The organism is Sporosarcina sp. P20a (assembly GCF_002743175.1).
Classification (GTDB): Bacteria; Bacillota; Bacilli; order Bacillales_A; family Planococcaceae; genus Sporosarcina.
Window position 1 is genome coordinate 1 of record NZ_PDYT01000032.1, and the last position, 21,490, is coordinate 21,490.

Here is a 21,490-nt window from a genome sequence, read left to right on the forward strand (position 1 = left end):
TTAGGGGTCAAGCCGTCGACGCCTTGACACCCCGAATCATACCAAGGGGACTTTTCTATTTCAATAGGGTTCCACTAACCAAACAGGAATGCTCCCGATGGATCAGCCCGATCAGGTGAGACAACTATAGGGAGCTTGCGACCTAGTTGGCTCACCGCGGGCCCATGGGAAAGCGTCCGCCTGGAACGTCGGTAAACGGTGCCCTTCCACTCACAAACGAACTTGAACTTAAAATTCCCCAATAAAAAAAAAGCGGAAAGTGTCAAAATCGACACTTCCACCTTATATCTTCTTAAACACCAACGAAGCATTATGCCCGCCAAAGCCAAGAGAGTTACTCATAGCATACGTAATATCAGCCTTACGCGCCTCATTCACCACATAATCCAAATCACACTCAGGATCTGGCGTCTCATAATTCATCGTAGGAGGTAAAATCCCTTCTTGTAACGCCTTCACAGTAAAGATGGCCTCAATACCGCCAGCCGCGCCCAGCAAATGACCTGTCATCGACTTAGTGGAACTCATCGCTAACTTATATGCATGATCCCCAAACACAGTCTTCGCTGCCATCGTCTCAAACAAATCATTATACGGCGTGCTCGTTCCATGCGCATTAATATAACCCACTTGTGTAGGGTCAACGCCCGCTTTTGCCAATGCTTGTTGCATCGCACGCGCTCCGCCTTCTCCACCTGGTGCCGGTGCTGTAATATGGTGCGCATCTCCAGTTGAACCGTAGCCGAGGATTTCCGCGTAGATCTTCGCGCCACGTGCAACTGCGTGCTCATATTCTTCTAAAATCATAATACCTGCACCCTCACCCATTACGAAACCATCACGGTTTTTATCGAACGGACGAGAAGCTTTTGTAGGATCATCATTCAAAGATAGCGCTGTGCTTGCAATGAAACCTGCTACTGCAAGTGACGTAATTGGCGCTTCAGTTCCGCCTGTGATCATGACGTCTGCATCTCCACGTAGGATCACTTCGAATGCATCGCCGATAGAGTTTGTACCAGATGCACAAGCTGTTACGGAACAAGAGTTGATTCCTTTAGCTCCTGTGAAAATAGATACTTGTCCTGCAGCCATATCCGGAATCATCATAGGAACGAAAAATGGACTGACGCGTCGATAGCCTTTTTCAAGGAAAGTATTGAATTGTTTCTCATGTGATTCCATTCCGCCGATTCCAGAACCGATCCAAACGCCTGTACGAAGCGCTAAGTCACCTTCAAGTTCAAGGTTCGCATCTTTCATTGCCATCATTGCGGAAGCAACTGCATAGTGCGTGAACCGATCCATTTTACGGGCATCTTTACGGGAAACGTATTCTTCGATATCGAAACCTTTAACCTCTGCCATCACGCTGACCGGGAATTTCTCCTGATCCAGTCTTGTCATGACGTCAATACCAGATTTCCCTTCCAACACTGATTTCCAAGATTCTTCAGCTGTGTTACCTACTGGAGTAATTCCACCAATACCCGTTACCACTACACGTCGTTTTTCCAATTTCATACTTCCTTTCTATTGTTAACTTTTATTTTCCAGGCTATTTACTTACCCCATTTTATACATAAGCCGCCCCATGTCAAGCCGCCACCGAATCCTACCAAAACAATCACGTCATCATCTTTCACTCGACCTTCAGCTAAATCATCTGTCAATGAAATCGGTATAGATGCTGCCGATGTATTGCCATACTTATGAACCGTTTTCGACATCTTCTCAACCGGCAAGCCTAAACGCTCACGTGACGCTTCCATAATACGGATATTTGCTTGGTGAGGAACAAGATAGTCCACTTCGTCTGTCGTTAAACCTGCTTTTTCCGCGACGTTGACTGCTGTTTCTCCCATTTGACGTACCGCAAACTTGAATACTTCACGACCATTCATTTCTAAATGTTTATCATGATGAAGATATTTTCCACCTGAACCGTCTGCTCCCAATTCAAATGAAAGTATTCCTCTTCCTTCACTAACTTTACCAACGACTGTTGCTCCTGCACCATCTCCGAACAAGACAGCTGTATTGCGGTCTTCCCAGTCGACGATTTTTGATAACTTTTCAACACCTACGACAAGAACATAATCATATGTGCCAGATTCAACAAATTGCTTTGCTGTTACCACGCCGTAGATGAACCCTGCGCATGCTGCAGAAATATCCATCGCTGCTGCGTTTTTCGCACCTAGACGTTCTTGGATCATCGTTGCGACAGATGGAAAAATATTATCCGGCGTAACTGTAGCTACTAAAATTAGACCAATTTGATCAGCACGGATATCTGCTGATTGCAATGCCTCTTTCGCAGCTTCGAATGCCATGTCCGATGTATCAATATCATCTGATGCGATTCTACGCTCTTCAATTCCAGTACGCGTGCGAATCCATTCGTCTGATGTATCCAAACGTTTTTCTAAATCTTCATTCGTCACAACAGTTGGCGGAACATATTTCCCCATCCCTAAAAGTCCAGCTCTCATCTCATCTACCCCGTTCCTTATCATCTAATATTAGTACCTGGTAGTAATTATAGAAGAAAATATGTGTTTTTTCAAGACGAGGACACTTTTTCGTCAAAAATAATGCATAATTTCATTTCATCGTTTTAGTATGCTATGGTATGATGGATTATGAAATAGACTAGTCGAGGTGAAAATCATGCACTATATTATGACATTTGTTTGGTCGTTCCTCTTGGTAGCTATGTTAAACTACGTTGCCGGCTCTATTGGGGGCAATGCATTTGACTTTATGGCGGGCGTTACCGTCTCAATCGTTTTGGCTGTACTTGTATTGATTATCACTGCAATCATTCCAAACGAATCTCCAGCAGACGTTTGATTTACGATCAAAAAGCGTAAGAACTGTTCAACAGTTCTTACGCTTTTATTTTGATCTTATCTCATCGTGCAACTTCCACAACCAATTGTCCATCGTTCATGGACAATTTGATTTGCTGTCCTTCTACAAGACCGCCGCGTATAACTTCTTTTGCAACTTTCGTTTCCACATGGCGCTGAATGAATCGTTTCAATGGCCGCGCACCGAAGTCCGCATCTGCTCCTTCACGAACAATCCAGTCGAGTACTTCTTCGTCATAGTCAAGCACAAGATCCTGCTCTTCCAGACGACCAACCAAATCACCAAGCATCTTGTTAGTAATCGCTTTGAATGAATCAGTAGTCAATGAATGGAAGATGATAATATCATCCATTCGGTTCAATAACTCGGGTTTGAAATGACTACGAAGTGCTGCCATAATCAAATCTTCTTTCGCATGCTCTGTATTCTCTAGATCATTCTCGAGTAAATAAGCCGACCCAATATTTGATGTCATGATCACGACAGTGTTCGTAAAGTTGACTAAACGCCCTTGACTGTCTGTAATACGTCCATCATCTAGAATCTGCAGTAAAATATTTGCTACATCAGGATGCGCTTTTTCAATTTCATCCAATAACACGACAGCATATGGATTTCGTCGTACCGCTTCCGTTAACTGACCGCCTTCTTCATAGCCGATATATCCTGGAGGTGCACCGACTAGACGAGACACACTGTGTTTCTCCATATACTCGGACATATCAATGCGCACGAAATGATCTTCCGTATCAAATAACGTCGCAGCTAATGTTTTCGCAAGCTCTGTCTTACCTACACCAGTTGGTCCAAGGAATAAGAACGACCCAATAGGCTTATTCGGATCTTGTATCCCTGCACGCGCACGCCAGACAGCTTCAGTGACGAGTTGTACTGCATTGTCTTGACCAATGACACGTTCTTTTAACGTTTCATGCAAGCGCAATAACTTTTCACGCTCTCCTTCAACTAGTTTCGTTACTGGAATGCCTGTCCAACGAGCAACGATGGATGCAATCTCTTCTTCCGTCACTTCTTCACGCAATAGACGTACATCTTTCGTTCCTTCTAACGGACTTTCCAATGCTTTTAATTCTTTTTCCAATGCTGGAATTTTACCGTACTGTAATTCAGCCGCTTTATTCAAATCAAAACTACCTTGTGCTTCTTCTAGTTCTCGACGGTAGCGATCAAGCTCTTCACGTTTACTTTGAATAATTTTCAATGCAGCCTTTTCTTCATCCCACTGCTCTCGCATACCTTTTGAAGAATCTTTCAAGTCTTGTAGCTCTTCGCGTAAAGTCTGTAGACGCGACTGACTCATCGTGTCTTTCTCTTTACGCAATGCTTGCTCTTCAATTTCAAGTTGCATAATTCTACGAGTCACCGCATCCAGTTCAGATGGCATCGAATCAATTTCCGTACGAATCATGGCGCTTGCTTCATCAATTAAATCAATTGCTTTATCTGGCATGAAACGCTCAGTTAAATACCGATCAGATAATGTTGCAGCCGCAACTATTGCACGGTCATGAATACGCACACCGTGGTGCAATTCAAAACGTTCTTTTAGTCCACGCAAAATCGACACTGTATCTTCAACAGAAGGTTCACGTACCATCACTTGCTGGAACCGTCTTTCTAGTGCTGCATCTTTCTCAATATACATCCGGTATTCATCCAGTGTAGTCGCACCAATACAGTACAATTCACCACGTGCAAGCATCGGCTTCAACATATTCCCTGCGTCCATCGCACCTTCTGTTTTCCCTGCTCCAACGATCGTATGGATCTCATCAATGAACATGATAATTTCTCCATCGCTATCTTTCACTTGTTTCAAAACACTTTTCAGACGTTCTTCAAACTCTCCACGATACTTCGCACCCGCAATCAATGCACTCATATCAAGCTCAAAAATCTGACGGTCTTTCAATCCTTCCGGCACATCGCCTTTTACAATACGCTGTGCCAATCCTTCTACAATCGCAGTTTTACCGACTCCCGGCTCTCCGATGAGGACTGGATTATTCTTTGTCTTTCTCGATAATATTCGGATTACATTTCGAATTTCTTCATCCCGGCCAATAACCGGATCCATTTTTCCATTTTTCACTTCATCCACAAGATTACGACCGAATTGCTCTAGTGGTGAGCGCTGATCTTCTTGCATTCCATCCATACGCATATACATCCGCCTTCCATTTGTTTGACTTTGACTATCTTTGATTAATTAAATTATAGTACATCTTTTGGGTAAAGTAAAAGATTAACACTCGAATTCAATGACTATTTTCATACATAAAAAGCCGCCCGCAAGTATGCGAGCGACGTGCATTAAACTAGTTGGCGAGGCGCAACGACTACCCCGTCTTCATCCGCGTAGACGTAGTGACCTGGTGTCCATTCAACATTTCCGAAATGAAGAACTTCGTCTTTTTGTCCTTCACCACGTTTGATACTTTTTACCGGCATGCTACCGATCGCCATGACACCGATTTCTTGTGTGCCAAGGTCCGCTGTGTCGCGTGCGCAGCCATAAATAATGACGCCAGCCAGTTTACGATCTTGTGCGATTTCGCCGAGCATGTCCCCCATGAGTGCGCAGCGTTTTGATCCCCCGCCGTCTACAACCAATACATGGCCTTCCGGAATCGTTTGAAGTGCTTCTTTGACTAACACATTGTCTTCGAAGACCTTTACTGTCGAGATTGGCCCCGAGAATCTTTTGTGTTTGCCGTAGGATTTGAACTCCACTGTACACACTTGCAGTTCGTCGATGAAGTCATCGCACAGGTCTGCTGTTTTAACTGACATTTCCCATTCCCCCTAGTACATTCTGTTTGACGCTACCCTATTCCTATTCGACAAAATCTTGCATTTCCTTTTTTAATCTATATATTGTCATAAAAATTACAGGTATTTGCTAAGGGTAGTTACTTATTGTTCGTCATGGGATTGAAGCTCCAGCTGGGGACGCTTTCCTCACTTCGTTCAGTCCAGGGTCTCAAGCTCTCGCTGATCCATAGGGAGTCGTCGCCAGCTTCCGTTTCAATCCTACTTATATGATGGATTCAGCTTATATGAGCGGTTGCCGACTTAGTATGAGCGCATGTCGCTGATGATAGAGCGGTTAGACTTGAGTTATGAGCGCTTGAACAGATTATTGAGCGATTGCGACAGTTCAATGCGTAACAAGAAGTATTACCCACTTGCAATGCAGGGATTGGAACGAGAGCCGTTAAGAAGGACGGCTTTTGCGAGTAAAAGCGAAGCGTTAGGAGCACATCTTTGCACTTGCGACCTGGTTGGCTCACCGCGAACCCTCAGGAAAGTGATGCTTCCCCTCCGAAGTGCAAATTCCCACCCCAACAACCTGCCACCTACTCCATTCCTTTTCATTCTGACTCATAGACCATAAAAAAACCACACCATTTAAAAACGGTGTGGTTTGTATGATCTATTAACGTACGCCTAGTGCAATCTTGGCATAACGTGACATGTGGTCGCGGGACCATGGTGGATTCCAAATAATATCTACCACTGTATCCTTAACCTCTGGAAGTTCCATTAGTTCTTGCTCAATATTCGCTACAATCTGTGGACCCATTGGGCAACCCATTGACGTTAGTGTCATTGTAACTTTCGCTACTCCTTCGTCAAGCAACTCTGCATTGTAGACCAATCCAAGGTTGACGATATCAATTCCCAATTCAGGGTCGATGACGTTTTCTAACGCACCAAATAAATACTGCTTGATTTCTTCTTCTGTATTCATCGAAATGCTCCTCTCTGCTGTGTAGTAATCCTATCTTACCAACATACTACCTTGCACGCAAATGCAGTGCAAGCCAATCGACTGCTGCAAGCATTCCTGAACGTGAAACGGCGTGTCCTGCATTTTCGTCAGGCATCCATTTCAATAGCTCTGGTTGATCTTCGTAATCCTCTTGAATTTCCTCGTAAAAGTTTTTCGTAAATTCAAATGGTACCATTGAATCTTGTTCACCGTGCCAGATGAATAGAGGACGCTGATGCAATCTGCCTGGATTTTGCGATAAATCTACTTGGTCAAGGGCTGCGAATAGTTGCTCGCGTTCTTCTTGAGATACTGGAATTTCTCTACCGCCACGCTCTGCGTAAGAAATTTGCCCTTTGGCTAAACGCGTGAATGCAGGTGAACCCATCATCACGGAAGCTGCGTCAATCCAATCGTAATTTGAAAGGCTGCCGAATGTTGTGATTCCCCCCATTGAAGTACCACCCATGCCAATTAGTGTTTGGTCGTCGATCAATTCTTTTTCAAATAGTTCATCATGTAAAACATCAGCTTCTTTAATAGAAGTCAACACAATATCCCAAAAGTGTAATGCTAATTGAAATTCATCCAGTGATTCCGAGCGTTCACCATGTAGTTTAGCATCGGGTAATAGTACACGAATTCCTTGTTTTGCTAGATTATATGCGTAGTGTAAATTATGTTCTTTCGCACTAGTAAATCCATGAAAAAATAGTACAACAGGAATGCGTTCTTTCTCTTTTGACTCTTCCACGATATGAAGTACCGGGATCTCTTGCCATTTTTCTGAACGAATAATCATGCCGATTCCTCTTTTCCTACAATCATTTACTGTTATGTTAGAATAACAACAATTAACAGATAAGACAAAACCTTCGCCTTACTACTCATTCTTTTGACTTACTTACTCTGTTAACGATAAACTATAAAGACATAACAATCTGATACCATAAGCAATAGTAGGAGAGGATTTCTTGAAACCACATTTAATAGTACTAGACTTAGATGGAACGTTATTGACGGATAAAAAAGTCATTTCACCTAAAACAGAACAGACACTTCGCATGGCTGTTTCACAAGGACATCACGTAATGATTGCGACAGGACGACCATACCGCGCTAGTGAAGTTTATTACCGCCAGCTGGGTCTGACAACACCAATCGTCAACTTTAACGGTGCCTTCGTTCACCACCCTACCGACCGTTCATGGCAAACGATTCACGAGACGATTGCATTGCCAGTCGTCAATGAAGTAGTAGATGCCATGCAGAACTTCTCAGTCGAAAATATCGTCGCGGAAGTGATGGATGATGTCTATGCCCACTATCATGATGAGCGCTTTTTAGATATTTTAAACTTTGGTAATCCACTCATCACGGCAGGAGACATTCGGAATTCATTAAAAACCGACCCAACCAGCCTGTTAATTCAAGCTGATCCACTAACAGTCGATCCGATTCGACAGCATCTTGAAGACTTGCATGCGGAAGTCATTGATCACCGTCGTTGGGGGGCTCCATTTAATATCGTGGAAATAGTGCGCCACGGCCTCAATAAAGCTGTAGGCATTGACGCAGTTTCAAAATGGATGAACGTGCCGCAAGATCGCATCATCGCATTTGGAGATGAAGACAATGACCTCGAAATGATCGACTATGCAGGAACAGGTGTCGCAATGGGGAATGCTATCGATTCGTTAAAATCTATCGCAGACGAAATAACAGACACAAATAATGAAGACGGAATTTCACGTATACTGGAAGAACGATTATCCTTACAAAAAAACATCGTCGTATAAGGGGGAAAAGAAATGAAGATTTTTGCGGATAGCGCATGTGATTTACCACTAGACTTCTTTAAAGAAAACGAAGTAGAACTATTCCCATTAAGCGTTCTTCTGGACGGCAAAGAATACGAGGATATCGTGGAGATCAACTCCAAAGAAGTTTTCGATGCGATCCGTCAAGGACAACAACCAAAGACCTCCCAAGCTTCACCCGATAAAATGATGACAACTTGGAATGACCTAGCAGCATCCGGTGAAGATGGTATCTATATCGCCTTCTCTTCCCAACTGTCAGGAACATACCAAACAGCAGTCATGACGAGCGATCAAGTAAAAGAAGACAACCCTTCCATGAACTTGGCAGTCATCGATACACACTGCGCTTCACTCGGCTATGGATTACTCGTCAAAGAAGCTGTACGCCTGCGTAATGAAGGGATCGGCATGCGAGAAATCGAACAAGAAATTCGCACAATGGCATCGCATATGGAACACCTCTTTACAGTAGAAGATCTAGACTACTTGGCAAAAGGCGGACGCGTATCCAAAGCCAGCGCATTTTTCGGCGGACTACTCAACATCAAACCACTACTTCATGTAGAAGATGGAAAACTCGTCCCAATCGAAAAACACCGCGGACGCAAAAAAGTCTTTCGTCGCATGATTGAAATGATGGAAGAACGCGGCAGCAACCTACAAGAACAAACCATCGCTATCAGCCACGGCGACGACCTAACCACGGCTAAAGAGTTCCAAGAAATGATCCAAGAAGTCATTCAACCAAAAGCAATCGAAATCCACCAAATAGGCTCCGTCATCGGCTCACACGCAGGCCCCGGAACCATCGCCCTATTCTTCCTCAACAACACAAAAAGCGAATAAAAAAACAGCCCGCATAAACCGCAGACTGTCTAGAACCCAAAATGAATTCCAGAATAGGAACTTATCTTGGGTTTTCTTCTTTATGAATTAACGCATTAAGTTTAATGTGCTAGCCTAGTTGATCGTAAGTGCAGGGCGGCGACTCCCGATGGATCAGCCCGATCAGGTGAGACAACTAAAGGAACGTAGTGACTAGTTGGCTCACCGCGGGCCCATGGGAAAGCGTCCGCCCGGAACGTCGATCAACGGTGCCTTACCCCTTACTTCTTCACTCTAACAGCTTCCTCAGTCCGTCCCTGCTTGCCTTTCCGTATAACCATATACAAAAACAACACAAACAGAACAACTACCATAATAGAAGCAATCAGATAAGGTGTATTGAACCCCTTATCCTCCTCGACGATATAAATCTCCGCTAGCTCACGATCAAGTACTATGGGGTACTTGTTATCCTTCGTCTTCTTAATCATATCCTGACCAAGCACACCGCGAAACTTCTTTTTATCCCCAAATACCGCAGGATCCAACTCGAAGCTCTGTACTTCCGACGTATTATTGAGCGCAATAATCCATGTCTCATCTTCAGAAGAACGTTCAAACACGACAAATCCATCTTCATTATGCAAGAACTTGAAATCGCCTGTACGAAGTGTTTCCGAATCATTACGAAGAGTGTTCAGGTCACCAATCCACTCTTGTAACTCCATATCTGTCTTAAAATTAAAGAACGGATGAGTTTCAGGTGCTTCTTTACCATTCACTGCAATTTCTGTTGCATAGGGAACTAATGGAACGCCCGGAAGCATAAATTGTGCAGCCGTCGCTACTTTCCAACGTGTCGGTGGGAATTGACGAAGTTCCACCATTTTGTATGTAAAACGTGGTCCTGTTAAATCATCAAATTGTAGTAATTTCCCTGCATCCTCATTACTAAACTGATTCAGTGAAGACGTATCCGGATCTACTTGCACGAATGATTCTTGGATCGCCGCACTTTGTTTTTCAGCCGGCACACTGTCAAATGATGCATCACTCTGTTCATTTGTAATCACGTACAGACCAACGTTTGCTTCTTTCACTGCTTCGATCATGTTGTTTAGAAACTCCGTATCTGCTTGATCGAGTAAAGTCAGACGAAGCCCGTCCAAGTCATAATCGGATACAAATTGTACAGCGGATTCCATCAGTTCCTGCTGTACAGCAGAATCGCTTACTTCACCTACTAAAGGGAAATCTGCCATGATCTTTAAATCATTCGCATGCATCTCTTCAATTAATGCGGTGAACTCTTCCGCTGTACCGAAGTGTGGTTCAATCTCATGATAATCCAGTACTTCATTTCCATCATATGAAGCTGTTTTGAAAACCGGTCCGACAGAAATCATTGTAAAGTGCATATCGATCAAGTGCTGCAATCGATTGCTGATTCCCGCAAAGTCTCCACCGTTAAATACAGCCGGATTTTTTGCGTCGGCATCGAAATCATTAGATTCGATTCCATTATTGAAACGGTCGACAAGTAAATCATAAATACTTTCATCGCTAAAAGATCGATCGGTATCTGCAAAAGCGGGTTGTGCTATCGATAGGGCAAGCATACAAGTTGCCAGTAGTCCGATTATTCGTTTCACTATAGTAAATCCTCCTCATACAAACTCTTCTTTTAGTTTATCAAACGCTAGCTAGCCGTGCCATTCTTTCTTATGAAAACCATTAACGCGTTCTGTAAATACGGCAATCTTGTGAAAGTGTGGCGCTCATGCCAATAAAAAAAGCAGTAGAGGGAAAACCCTCCACTGCCTGCGCATAGTCATTCGTTATCGTCTTCAGTAAAGAAATTCGGTTCCCGCTGTTTACGCGCACTGACTACTACGGAGACCGCAAACAACGCCATCAGTAACAGGATCACAATCAAAAATATCCAGCCGGCCTGTGTTGCCATTTGCTCATCTCCTTTAGTAATCAGTAGTGATTATGCGAAAAAGTTGAAGCCCATTGGTAATTTGAAACCGACGAACATCGTTGCAAGTAGAGCGACGATGAAGAGAATCCACATAAGACCTGTGTTCTTCCCTTTATTTCCGCGAACAAGAACCATTTCCATAAATCCGATTGTCAGAATACCAAGGACAAATTTGATGCCGTATAGCATGGAATCAATACTCATATGCTTAAAGAATAACGCAGCTCCTGTGATGATGATCAATACATAGAACAGACGCAAAATCATATGTGTAATCTTTTTTCCCTTTGTTCCATTTGCCATGCTTGCTGCTACTAAAAATAGTACAACACCTACTACCCATGTAAATATATGCATGTGGGTTGTATCAGTTAAAAATCCCATTACTTCCACCTCGTTATTAGTATAGTCGATTGATATTCTACCATATCTTTCAAACTACGACTATTCTGTTGCTTATTTCATAGACTTGCGTATTATTCGAAACGGTTAACTAGTGTACCGATTCCTTCGATTGATACTTTTACTGTATCGCCCTTTTTCAAGTACGTTGGAGGTGTCATACCTTTACCAACACCCGCTGGCGTACCTGTCAAGATTATATCACCAGGCTCTAATGTGACATACTTGGAAATTTCTGCGATCAAGTCATCAATCTTGAAAATCATGTTCGACGTATTACCGTTTTGTCGTACTTCATCATTCACTTTTGTTACGACGGATAAATTTTGCGGGTTTGGAATTTCATCTTTCGTCACCACATAAGGCCCCATCGGACAAGAGTCATCTAAACTTTTACCTAAGAAGAACTGTTTGTGCTCCGTCTGGATATTGCGCGCTGTAATATCATTACCAATTGTGTAACCAAATACGTAATCATATGCCAGTTGCTTAGGAATGTTTTTGCCTGTCTTGCTAATCACGACAGCTAATTCCCCTTCATAATCCAATGATTCCGTAACTTCACTATGGATCGATAACGTTTGCTCGTCCCCTGCGATTGCTGTTGGAGACTTGGTGAATAGCATCAATTTCTCAGGTGCTTTTGATCCAAGTTCCTCTGCATGGTCAAGATAGTTCTTACCAACACACAACACATTTTTCGGTGTGCGTGGAATTGGAGACAACCATTCGATGTCAGTAAACGCATGTTTAAACTGTTCTACGTTTCCTTCAGCTTCAGTTTTCTCTACCAATTTACGAACTTCCTCCACAAAATCCATACCGTGGGTAACGCCTTCAATCATCGTTTTTGGGAAATCAGTTTGTTCCAACGCTTCAGCCATTGCGAGTAAATCCCAAACAGCTTCCTCACGTTTAACTTTTGGTCCGAATAAAGTCTGCCCTTCGTAGCGGAATGACAATAATTTCATTTCAATACCCAACCCTTTCCATGTGAATTCACATATTCCTATGTTACGACAAAATCTACTTTTTTTCCTCTTTAACGACGAAATTCTTTCCGTACGACCACTTCCGCCACAAAGCTTCAAGTGGTCCCATTCTGAATTTCGACAACCAAACCTGCGCTACAATGAGCTGAATCGCAAAAATTCCGATTGCTAGCCACGTGCCGGTCACTATGTCTACTTTACCATACAGACCTACTCCATATGAATAAAATATCATCGTCGCAATAACCGATTGCATAATATACGTCGTAAATGCCATTCTACCAACGTTTGCAAAAGGTTGCGTAATACTCTTCAAAAATGGAATTTGGAACAGCAATAAAAATAATGCGCCATATCCAAGTGTCAGAATCGGACCACCAATGATTGATTGAACAAGTAAAATATTTTCAAATTTTGGGCCGTCCCAACTCGGAATGTTCTTCAAAATAACGCCAATCGGAATAAATACTAGCATGGCCAGTAGCAACTTCCCTTTCAGCGCATACATACGCTCGATGACTTTGAATTTCGATAATGCAGCACCGAACATGATCAACGGCAAAATAATAAAGACCGCTGTGATCGAACCGATGATTTCAAAAGTAAAGAATTCATTCAAACGAAAAGCGAAAATATCGCCGAACGTGCCGTTTGCATAAGCTGCAATCGCTCGTTCGATTTGCTGAACATCTTCAAATCCGTCCAACATATTTAATGAAGTCGCACTACGAGTAAGCGCCAAAATACTGTACAACAATAATGTCGGCACAAAATAAATGACTAGGGAAAGTGCTATCAACCATTTCTTTGGAATCCGGATCACCGCAATCATGATGAATCCCATCAACGCATAGGTGAACAAAATGTCACCTGACCAAATGAGCACCGCATGCAACACACCAAAGATCAGTAGAATTCCCATGCGTCGTGCCATGAATGGTGCGAACTGTGTATTGTTTTTCAATGATTTTTCATACTGCATATTCACACCATAGCCAAATAACATGGCGAATAATGGATAGAAACTAGCTTCTATAAACACATCGATAAAATGAAACATCGACTGCTCATGCGGGATGGTATACCACGAATACGGATCCATATACGCGTACGGCGAATGGAAATGAATCATATTCGCAATCAAAATCCCGAGTAACGCAATTCCTCTCAAGTAATCGAGTGCTTCTACCCGTTCTGTTAAAGGTGTGGGAGTCAACTTCAAACAAATTCCTCCTGTAAACTGATGATTTTTGCTCCGCTGAATAAGTAAAGTAACATTTCTTTAATTTCAATTGAAAGAATCGATTCTAATACCTTCTTATACAAATTCAACTGCGTGCCATAACGGACTTGCATTTCTTTAGCAATCGCCTGATCGGAATGATAGTTACTGACATCATCCGTTTTATAATCCACGAGTACCCACTCGCCGTCTTCATGGAAGAGACAGTCTGCAATACCTTGTAACAACTGAAACTCGCCTTCAACAGCAGGTAGCGCATACGTAAACGGCGTTTCACGCAACACCTGATCGGCTTGCTTCATCCGTTTGCCAAGTGTCGTCTGGAAAAATGCTACTATTGCCTGCACATCAATCGCAGCCGCTTCTTCTTTCGTCAGCAGTTCACGTGTTGCAAGCTGCTTCACAAACTCCGTTGCACTTACTTGATCTAGTTCCGCTTTCAAATCAAGATGCTGCATGACGGTATGCATGGCGGTTCCGATTTCTGCTTTCGTCAATGAACGTTTCTGCAAAAATGACGGTCGTGCATGAAGATTCGAGATTCGCTTCGTGACGTCAGGTTCCATTTCTTCAAACGGATCGGCATCACCTCGTTCGAACTCCAGCAACGCAATCCGCTTCAACTCACTGACAGATTGTTTGGAAGATAACTCTACTGCGAATTCAAACGGATAATGCGCATCAAAACGACTTCGCACTTCTTCCACTAACTTCGGATTCGCTACGGCCGCTTCCTGATCGACTGGTATCCAGTCCTCGATCTCCACTTCATTCGTACTATGGAATGCAGAAAACGGATAGGCATTTACTTCCCATGCTGACGGATCATCCATCAGTTCCCCGCCAGTCGTCTTACCGAACTTCCCAAAGTCCAAATGACGTGCAACGGCTGGACCTATCCAGTCGAGATAACCGGTTGCCCGTGAACGTGTGTATTCCGGCAAAGGTTCATCTTCATTCAACAACTGAGCTTCTTGCCACTTGTTCATCGTCTTTTCGATATCTTTAACGGAGGCAATCAATTCCAAATGCTCTTTAGCACGCGTCATAGCTACGTAGAGCACGCGCATTTCCTCTGCCCGCATCTCTAGCTCCTTTTTCTCTTTGATCGCTAGAAACGGTAGTGACGTGAACATAATTCGCTTATCTGGATCAATTGCTTTGACGGCGAGTCCGAAATGCTGATCAAATAAATATGGATTATGGAAGTCCATTTTATTGAACGGACGTCCCATTCCGGCTAAAAATACATACGGGAACTCCAACCCTTTTGATGAGTGAATGGTCATGATCCGTACGACGTTTTCCTTTTCGCTCATAAACCGTGCTTCCCCGAGATCATCCCCGCGTTTACGCATGCGGTCAATAAAACGAAGGAAACGGAACAATCCACGGAACGATGTCTTTTCATAGGCCATCGCTCGGTCATGTAACGCACGCAGATTGGCTTGGCGCTGTTTACCGTTTGGCAAGATTCCGACCATTTCGTAATAATGCGTATCTTGATACACTTGCCAAATCAATTCTGATAACGAACCGTGCCGCGCCATATTCCGCCAGTCTTCAAGTAATAGGAAAAAGCGTTGAAGCTTTTCCTGTGTAGCAGGATTCACTCCCGCACCACCCGTCTGCTTGAATAATTGCAGTGCTTCATAAAACGTCGCATTACGATTGACGAGACGAATTTGCGCCAATTCATTTTCAGTCATACCAACAAACGGTGCACGTAACACCGATACGAGTGGAATGTCTTGGTACGGATTGTCGACGACACGCAATGTATTGAGCATAATCATCACTTCAATGGCATCAAAATAACCGGAAGATAACGATACATGGACGGGTATCCCCGCGGCTTTTAATTCATCCGCAATTTCACTCGACCACGTCATCGAGCGCATAAGTATGACAATATCACTGTATTCTAGCGGACGTTGCTTACCGCTGAATGCATCCGCCACTTGCGCCTGCTCCTCTTTCCACGCCTTAATCTTCTGTGCAATACACCGCGCTTCCACTTGGGATTTCTTCAGCTCTTGCTGGGCTTCTTGCTCTTCAGACATTTCCTCTTCTTCATTTTCATACAAAATCGTCAATCCAGCCGAAACGTCTTTTTCGGGATATTGTGCACCATACTTCAACGCCGCCGCATCGTCATACTCAATTTCTCCAACACGCGTCCCCATGATCTGCCTAAAAATATAGTTCGTCGCATCGAGGACTTCTTTACGGCTCCGGAAGTTGGCATTCAAGTCGATTTTCAATCCTTGATCCTCTACATCTGATGTAAAACGATCATACTTCCCTAAAAACAAGCCCGGCTCTGCTAGACGGAATCGGTAAATCGACTGTTTGACGTCCCCTACCATAAATAAATTGCCGTCCGCTTCTCCGCCTTGCTTCACTAACTGCAATATCGCTTCTTGCAAGAAGTTCGTATCTTGATATTCATCCACCAATACTTCTGCAAAGCGATTTCGGTAATCGGTCGCAATATCCGAAGGTACTCGCTCGCCGTCTACTACTTCGGATAAGATCTGTAACGCATAGTGCTCGAGATCTGAGAAATCTACTAAGCCACGCTCTTCTTTCAATGCTTGGTAACGCGTCGTGAAATCTTCTACCAATCCAACGAGCGTGTGCATAAGTGGCGCCATCAAACGGATTTCTTCTAACAGTCTTGCAGGTGTTCGAGTAAAGTACGTGTCTTTTAATGCATTGACGATTTTCTTCACTTGATCACGCATCGATTTACCACGCGCAGCCAAGTCTTCGTCACATGAATCTTTACGAATCGTACCTGCCTTGACCCACTTCAACGTTTGGAAATACGCAAAGGCATCTTCCCACTTGCCGTGAAGCATATAGTCAAGCGCTCCATCAATCCACGCTTCATCCGCTTTTGCTGTTTCAAGCAAAGGTAGCGGTCCATCATTCATTTCCGCCACTCGCTGTAAATCACGCGTGACCGTTATCGCTTCTTCAAGCGTATGTTGGATCGATACTTTCAACGAATCGATGAACGATAAGCCGTCGATCGTCGCATCATCACCAATTTCATATTGTTGCGGAATAAGCTCTAGCCACTGCGATGGATTCGGATGTACACGGGAATAATCATAGAGTTTATCAATCAACGTCTCGATCGCCTGATCATTACGATCTGCTGTGAAACTATCACTCAAACGATAAATCGCTTCTGGATCCGGCTGACTATAGGCGTCTTCCAACACAAGTGCGATCGTATCATCACGTAAAATCGCTGCCTCGGTTGTATCGGCAATACGAAATCCAGAATCTATATCAAGCACATACGAATACTGCCGAACGACTTGCAGACAAAATGAGTGCAAGGAGGAAATCTGTGCTTTATTTAGTAGATTTAACTGTCGACGCAAATGAACGGAAGAAGGATCTTGAACGATCGCTTCCTCGAGCGCACTGGCCATACGATGACGCATTTCGGCAGCGGCCGCATTTGTGAACGTCACAACGAGTAGTTGATCGACGTCTATCGGCTGTTCCGTGTTCAATACTTTTTCAATCATCCGCGTGATGAGGACTTTTGTTTTCCCTGAACCTGCCGCAGCAGATACGAGAATATCCTTACCGGACGCGTAAATCGCTTTCCATTGATCGTCCGTAAAGGTCTCATGTGGCGGTTTATTTGGAATTCGCATCTGGATCAATCTCCTTCCTCATCTTTTCTAATGAATCTTCCGGCTTATAGGCCGTATAGTTCCGTGTAGGTTGTGTCGGATCGGTGCTGTCAAACTGACAAATCGATTGATACGAACAGAACGTGCACGGCATATGTTCTTTCAGGCGGTACGGATAGACTCGTGTGTCACCTGACAACATACCGTCCCCTGCCTGCTGATGTTTCTTGCGGACAAATGAACGCAAAATATTAATATCTTCAGGTGCCACGACTTTTGAAGTCGAATAAAACGAGCCGTCTTTCTTTAAACGTGCGGGAATAATTAATGACTCACTTTCGATGTTGTCATCCATTGCCAGCGCAACGTCCGCATCTTCTAATATATAGCCCTGCATTTTATAGGATTTCAATAACTCTTTTTCCACAGCATCTTCGTTCAACTCTTTCGTCAAACGCAGCATCGGATTGTGAACGTACATATACAACACACCCGCGGGATTTGCGTAGACACCGAGCCAATCCTCCGCGTGCTCAAGTGCAACGTCTAGATACGTCAGCATTTGTAGAGATAAGCCGTAATACACTTCGGTCAAATCCAGTGCACGAGCCGACGATTTGTAATCAACTACTCGTAAATACGTTTGATCGTCCTTTTTCATCGTATCGATTCGATCGATACGTCCTCGAATATGCATCTGTTGACCATTTTTCAAATTAATTTCAAGCGGTGCGATCTCTTCATCCGGACCAAAACCTGCTTCAATCGCAATCGGCGTGAAGCTTGAATTACGCGCCTGCGACTGTAAAGCACGGATTGTCCGTTGAATGATTTGCATCAACTTTCGCTGAATATACGCATAGCGTTGACTCGACAATAAAATTCGGTGGAAGAACTTTGGCGCCAGTGCATCAATCGCTTCACGGCCTAACTGCCAGCACTGTTCTTTCGTCAACGCAGCCCAAGACAAGCCTAGGCGCATGACTTCATCCGATACCCACTTCAATGCCGCATGGAATAAATCCCCGATATCCGGTGCTTCGAGCTGGAATTCAAAACGCTCTTGCAAATTGAGACCATACGTCGTGAAATGTTGGAACGGACAACTGTAATACGATTCAATTCTCGAAACACTCGTTGTAAAGGACGATCCGTATAAACCTGTCGTCAGTTTTGTATCGAGCAACTCAGTCTTCTGTCGCTTCAATGCAGGTTGTACGATCGACTCTATAACGGAAGACCATAGTGGATCTTCTTTATAATACGCAAGAACCGCTTGCCACTGCGGCGCGATTTCTTCATGCGTTGACGCTTGTCGCATAATACGAATCGCATAAGACAGTGCCACATCAGGATGTTCAATATAAGCGAGTTTGTCTTCTACTTCGGACAACTCCGTCGGCTCCATGACCGCGATTTCGGTAGGGATATTTGAAACAATCTGCTGAAGTCTAGGAATGTAAAGAGACGGTATCAACGCTTTCCCTTCTTCATCCGCAATAGGATAACTGACAGTCAAACGCGCACTCGCTCCAGTAAACGCACGATACGCCATATACGATTCGCGCATGAGCTGAAGCTTTGTCGTAGGCGCGAGCGTAATGCCAATTTCACTAAACAACTCTCGATCGCTGTCTGACAGCAATCCTTCGTGATCATTGCGCAGCGGCAATACCCCTTCATTCGCACCGAGCACAAACACCGCTTCGACACCCATCGAATTGAATAACTCCATAGTCGTCACAGTCACTTGATCGAGCGAAGGCGGAATCAATTTGAATTCAAGTGTATCGAATCCTTCATCCAATATTTTAATCGCTTCTGCAATCGGTAGTTCTTTCTCTCCAAACATCAGCACAAACTGATCCAGCACATTAATCCAACTCGTCCACGCTTGTTCATGTTCAGCTGCTGCTTGCAAACGATGATTTGTATGTTCCGTTTGCTGCAACTCTATAATTTTATCGTAGATACTCAGAGATTCTATCGTGTAAAACAATGCTTCTGCCACGTCTCGACCGGTCCGAGCAGACTGTAACTTCTGCTGTAATTGCTCAATCGGCTCGCGAATCATATCGCGCGTCTCAGCAAACTCCGCTTGCGTCGCAAGTTCTTCATCTGTCTGCACGGTACGGACTTTTTCGAGCCCTCTATAACGACTGACCTTCCAACGCTCTTCATCTTGCCAGCGAGATTTGCCATGTATTCCTTTAGCCAACACGAAATTCTCCAAGCGGTCTGCACGCTCTCTCCACACTTGCTTGCTTTCATTGACAGGGAAAAACAGATCCGTCTTCACTGCTCTAAACACGGCTTCATACGACCAATCGGTACGCACCGCTTCAAGCAATGAACGCGCAAATTCAATCAATGGATGATGCAGCATCGGTTTCTTCTGGCTAATGAATACGGGAATATCATATTGCGTGAATATGTTCTGAATTAATTCGGTATAGACATCCGGTTGACGATTTAACACCGTCATCCCTCTGTACCGCTTGCCTTCGCGCATCATCTTGCGAATCGAACGCGCCACTGCATGAACTTCTGCACGACGATTCGATGCTTCGATTAGTTGGATTGCACCTTCTGATTGAAACGATTCAGGAGGATAGTGATCAAACTGCTCTTCCAAATGCGCCAATTCTTGATTCGAAAAGCGTTGCAACTTAGTCAAATGAACGCGTTCTTCACGATCGACAGATTCACTGTACGCTAGTTGCTGAAGCGTTTCGAACTGTTGCTGGGCAGTGTGGAATAATTCATGCTCGCCGGTATGCACTTTTTCTTCCATTGGCAACACGACCGTCACACGTTTCGTATATTTCATTAATTGTGTAATAATCGTGTATTCCTGTGTCGTGAAATCACCGAAGCCGTCTATGTAGATCGACGCATCTTGTAGCCACTCCGAATGAGATAACTGATCCGCTAGCGCATTGAGTTGACCTTCACTGTCCATATAGGTCGTGCCAAGACGTTCTTCTATTTTTTCTAGCAACAACTGCAAGTCATGCGCTTTGTCTTGCAAAATCCGAGGCGCTTGCTTATCTGCGAGTGACGCCTTCAATTCAGTAAACGCTTGCTGATCGATACAATATTTACTGAATTCCTTCATGACGTCACTAATCTGCTCAGCGAATCCATGCTTCGAAGCTGCTTGTTTAAATAGCTTGAATGATTCTTTATTGTCTTCAAGCACACTGCGAACAAGCATGCGATAGCCGAAGCTGTCTACTTCTTCGCGCGTGATGCCGCCGACTTCTTGTAAGACCCGCCACGCCAGTCGTTTGAAGGTCAGGACTTGAGCACGAATCATGCCGGACAGTCCGGATTTGACTGAGAGGCTGTATTCCATAGAGTAGGATAGTTGGTCGGGTACGATGACGACACTAGGTGCCCCCATCGGCCGTTCTTTCAATTCTTGGGCGATTTCTTGTTCAATAAAAGTTGTTTTTCCTGTTCCGGAGCGACCGGTAATAAAGCGCAGTGTCATGTTTTTTTCTCCCCTTTCGTTGGAAGTTGGATTTATATAAAGTAAGTAAGCAAGAAGCGGCGATGGGTTGTTGTTCTTGCACGTGCTTTTTCTGTTTCCTGTTTGATCAGGTGGTTGTTGTTTAGCTGCCTATGTAAGTGGAGATTCCATTGTCCCCACTTCGGCGCTGGTGGATGGCTTTCGCGAGGAGCCAGAGACAGGAAGTTCACCTGTCTTTGTCTCATCGCTACGCCTACCACAGCAGGCGCCTTCGTTGGATTGGGTGTAGGGCAGTTCGTATACTTCTTTTTTAAAAGTACAAAATCAGTAACACCAAATCACTGATCTTCTTCCTATAAGAACCACAACCTAAATGAATTCCACTCAGTAGCGCAGGCACAACTGCGGGGTAGG

At 44.0% G+C, this 21,490-nt stretch carries 16 protein-coding genes; 3 read left to right on the top strand and 13 right to left on the bottom strand.

Annotation, left to right across the window (positions count from 1 at the left end):
* Nucleotides 1–282: 282 nt before the first annotated feature.
* Together fabF and CSV72_RS15635 are read right to left on the bottom strand one after the other, a co-directional pair.
* Nucleotides 283–1,518, bottom strand: a complete 1,236-nt coding sequence (fabF, locus tag CSV72_RS15630) for a beta-ketoacyl-ACP synthase II (protein ID WP_099679126.1) — start codon at nt 1,516–1,518, stop codon at nt 283–285.
* 44 nt (nt 1,519–1,562) lie between these two features.
* Nucleotides 1,563–2,495, bottom strand: a complete 933-nt coding sequence (locus CSV72_RS15635) for a beta-ketoacyl-ACP synthase III (RefSeq protein ID WP_099679127.1) — start codon at nt 2,493–2,495, stop codon at nt 1,563–1,565.
* A gap of 178 nt (nt 2,496–2,673) precedes the next feature.
* Between CSV72_RS15635 and CSV72_RS15640 the strand changes: the two genes are divergently transcribed.
* Nucleotides 2,674–2,856, top strand: coding sequence for a YjzD family protein (locus CSV72_RS15640; protein WP_099631038.1), 183 nt, complete (start codon nt 2,674–2,676; stop codon nt 2,854–2,856).
* 61 nt (nt 2,857–2,917) lie between these two features.
* Here CSV72_RS15640 and CSV72_RS15645 read toward each other — a convergent pair whose 3' ends face one another.
* The 4 genes from CSV72_RS15645 to CSV72_RS15660 all read right to left on the bottom strand — a co-directional run bounded on the left by CSV72_RS15645 (nt 2,918) and on the right by CSV72_RS15660 (nt 7,475).
* Nucleotides 2,918–5,056: an ATP-dependent Clp protease ATP-binding subunit gene (locus CSV72_RS15645; protein WP_369802938.1), complete on the bottom strand. Its 2,139-nt coding sequence runs from the start codon at nt 5,054–5,056 to the stop codon at nt 2,918–2,920.
* A 155-nt stretch (nt 5,057–5,211) separates the two neighbouring features.
* Nucleotides 5,212–5,691 carry a ribonuclease E activity regulator RraA gene (rraA, locus tag CSV72_RS15650; protein WP_099628009.1) on the bottom strand — a complete coding sequence of 160 codons (480 nt, stop codon included), beginning with the start codon at nt 5,689–5,691 and terminating at the stop codon, nt 5,212–5,214.
* 646 nt (nt 5,692–6,337) lie between these two features.
* Nucleotides 6,338–6,652 (bottom strand): metal-sulfur cluster assembly factor, encoded by a 315-nt coding sequence (locus CSV72_RS15655; protein ID WP_099635462.1) that lies wholly within the window; start codon nt 6,650–6,652, stop codon nt 6,338–6,340.
* Nucleotides 6,653–6,698: 46 nt separating this feature from the next.
* Nucleotides 6,699–7,475 (bottom strand): prolyl oligopeptidase family serine peptidase, encoded by a 777-nt coding sequence (locus CSV72_RS15660; protein WP_099679129.1) that lies wholly within the window; start codon nt 7,473–7,475, stop codon nt 6,699–6,701.
* Nucleotides 7,476–7,647: 172 nt separating this feature from the next.
* On the opposite strand from CSV72_RS15660, the gene CSV72_RS15665 reads away from it, so the two are divergent.
* Nucleotides 7,648–8,472: a Cof-type HAD-IIB family hydrolase gene (locus CSV72_RS15665; RefSeq protein ID WP_099679130.1), complete on the top strand. Its 825-nt coding sequence runs from the start codon at nt 7,648–7,650 to the stop codon at nt 8,470–8,472.
* Between the two features lie 12 nt (nt 8,473–8,484).
* Entirely contained in the window at nt 8,485–9,342 is an 858-nt protein-coding gene (locus CSV72_RS15670; protein WP_099679131.1) for a DegV family protein, read from the top strand.
* Nucleotides 9,343–9,602: 260 nt separating this feature from the next.
* Here the strand turns inward: CSV72_RS15670 and CSV72_RS15675 are convergent, their stop codons facing one another.
* The 7 genes from CSV72_RS15675 to addB all read right to left on the bottom strand — a co-directional run bounded on the left by CSV72_RS15675 (nt 9,603) and on the right by addB (nt 21,097).
* Nucleotides 9,603–10,973 (bottom strand): alpha-amylase family glycosyl hydrolase, encoded by a 1,371-nt coding sequence (locus CSV72_RS15675; RefSeq protein WP_099679132.1) that lies wholly within the window; start codon nt 10,971–10,973, stop codon nt 9,603–9,605.
* A gap of 179 nt (nt 10,974–11,152) precedes the next feature.
* Nucleotides 11,153–11,284 carry a hypothetical protein gene (locus CSV72_RS17190; protein ID WP_255407604.1) on the bottom strand — a complete coding sequence of 44 codons (132 nt, stop codon included), beginning with the start codon at nt 11,282–11,284 and terminating at the stop codon, nt 11,153–11,155.
* A gap of 30 nt (nt 11,285–11,314) precedes the next feature.
* A complete protein-coding gene (locus CSV72_RS15680) occupies nt 11,315–11,689 on the bottom strand; it encodes a YisL family protein (protein ID WP_099635467.1) in 375 nt (124 codons plus the stop codon).
* A gap of 92 nt (nt 11,690–11,781) precedes the next feature.
* Nucleotides 11,782–12,678: a fumarylacetoacetate hydrolase family protein gene (locus tag CSV72_RS15685; RefSeq protein ID WP_099679133.1), complete on the bottom strand. Its 897-nt coding sequence runs from the start codon at nt 12,676–12,678 to the stop codon at nt 11,782–11,784.
* 55 nt (nt 12,679–12,733) lie between these two features.
* The gene (locus tag CSV72_RS15690; protein ID WP_099679134.1) at nt 12,734–13,921 is read right to left on the bottom strand and encodes a DUF418 domain-containing protein; all 1,188 of its coding nucleotides are present in this window, start codon (nt 13,919–13,921) and stop codon (nt 12,734–12,736) included.
* A complete protein-coding gene (gene addA / locus CSV72_RS15695; protein ID WP_099679135.1) occupies nt 13,918–17,622 on the bottom strand; it encodes a helicase-exonuclease AddAB subunit AddA in 3,705 nt (1,234 codons plus the stop codon). Before addA ends, CSV72_RS15690 begins: the two co-directional genes overlap by 4 nt.
* On the bottom strand, nt 17,606–21,097 hold the full coding sequence (addB, locus tag CSV72_RS15700) for a helicase-exonuclease AddAB subunit AddB (RefSeq protein WP_099679136.1): 3,492 nt from the start codon (nt 21,095–21,097) through the stop codon (nt 17,606–17,608). Before addB ends, addA begins: the two co-directional genes overlap by 17 nt.
* Nucleotides 21,098–21,490 lie beyond the last annotated feature (393 nt).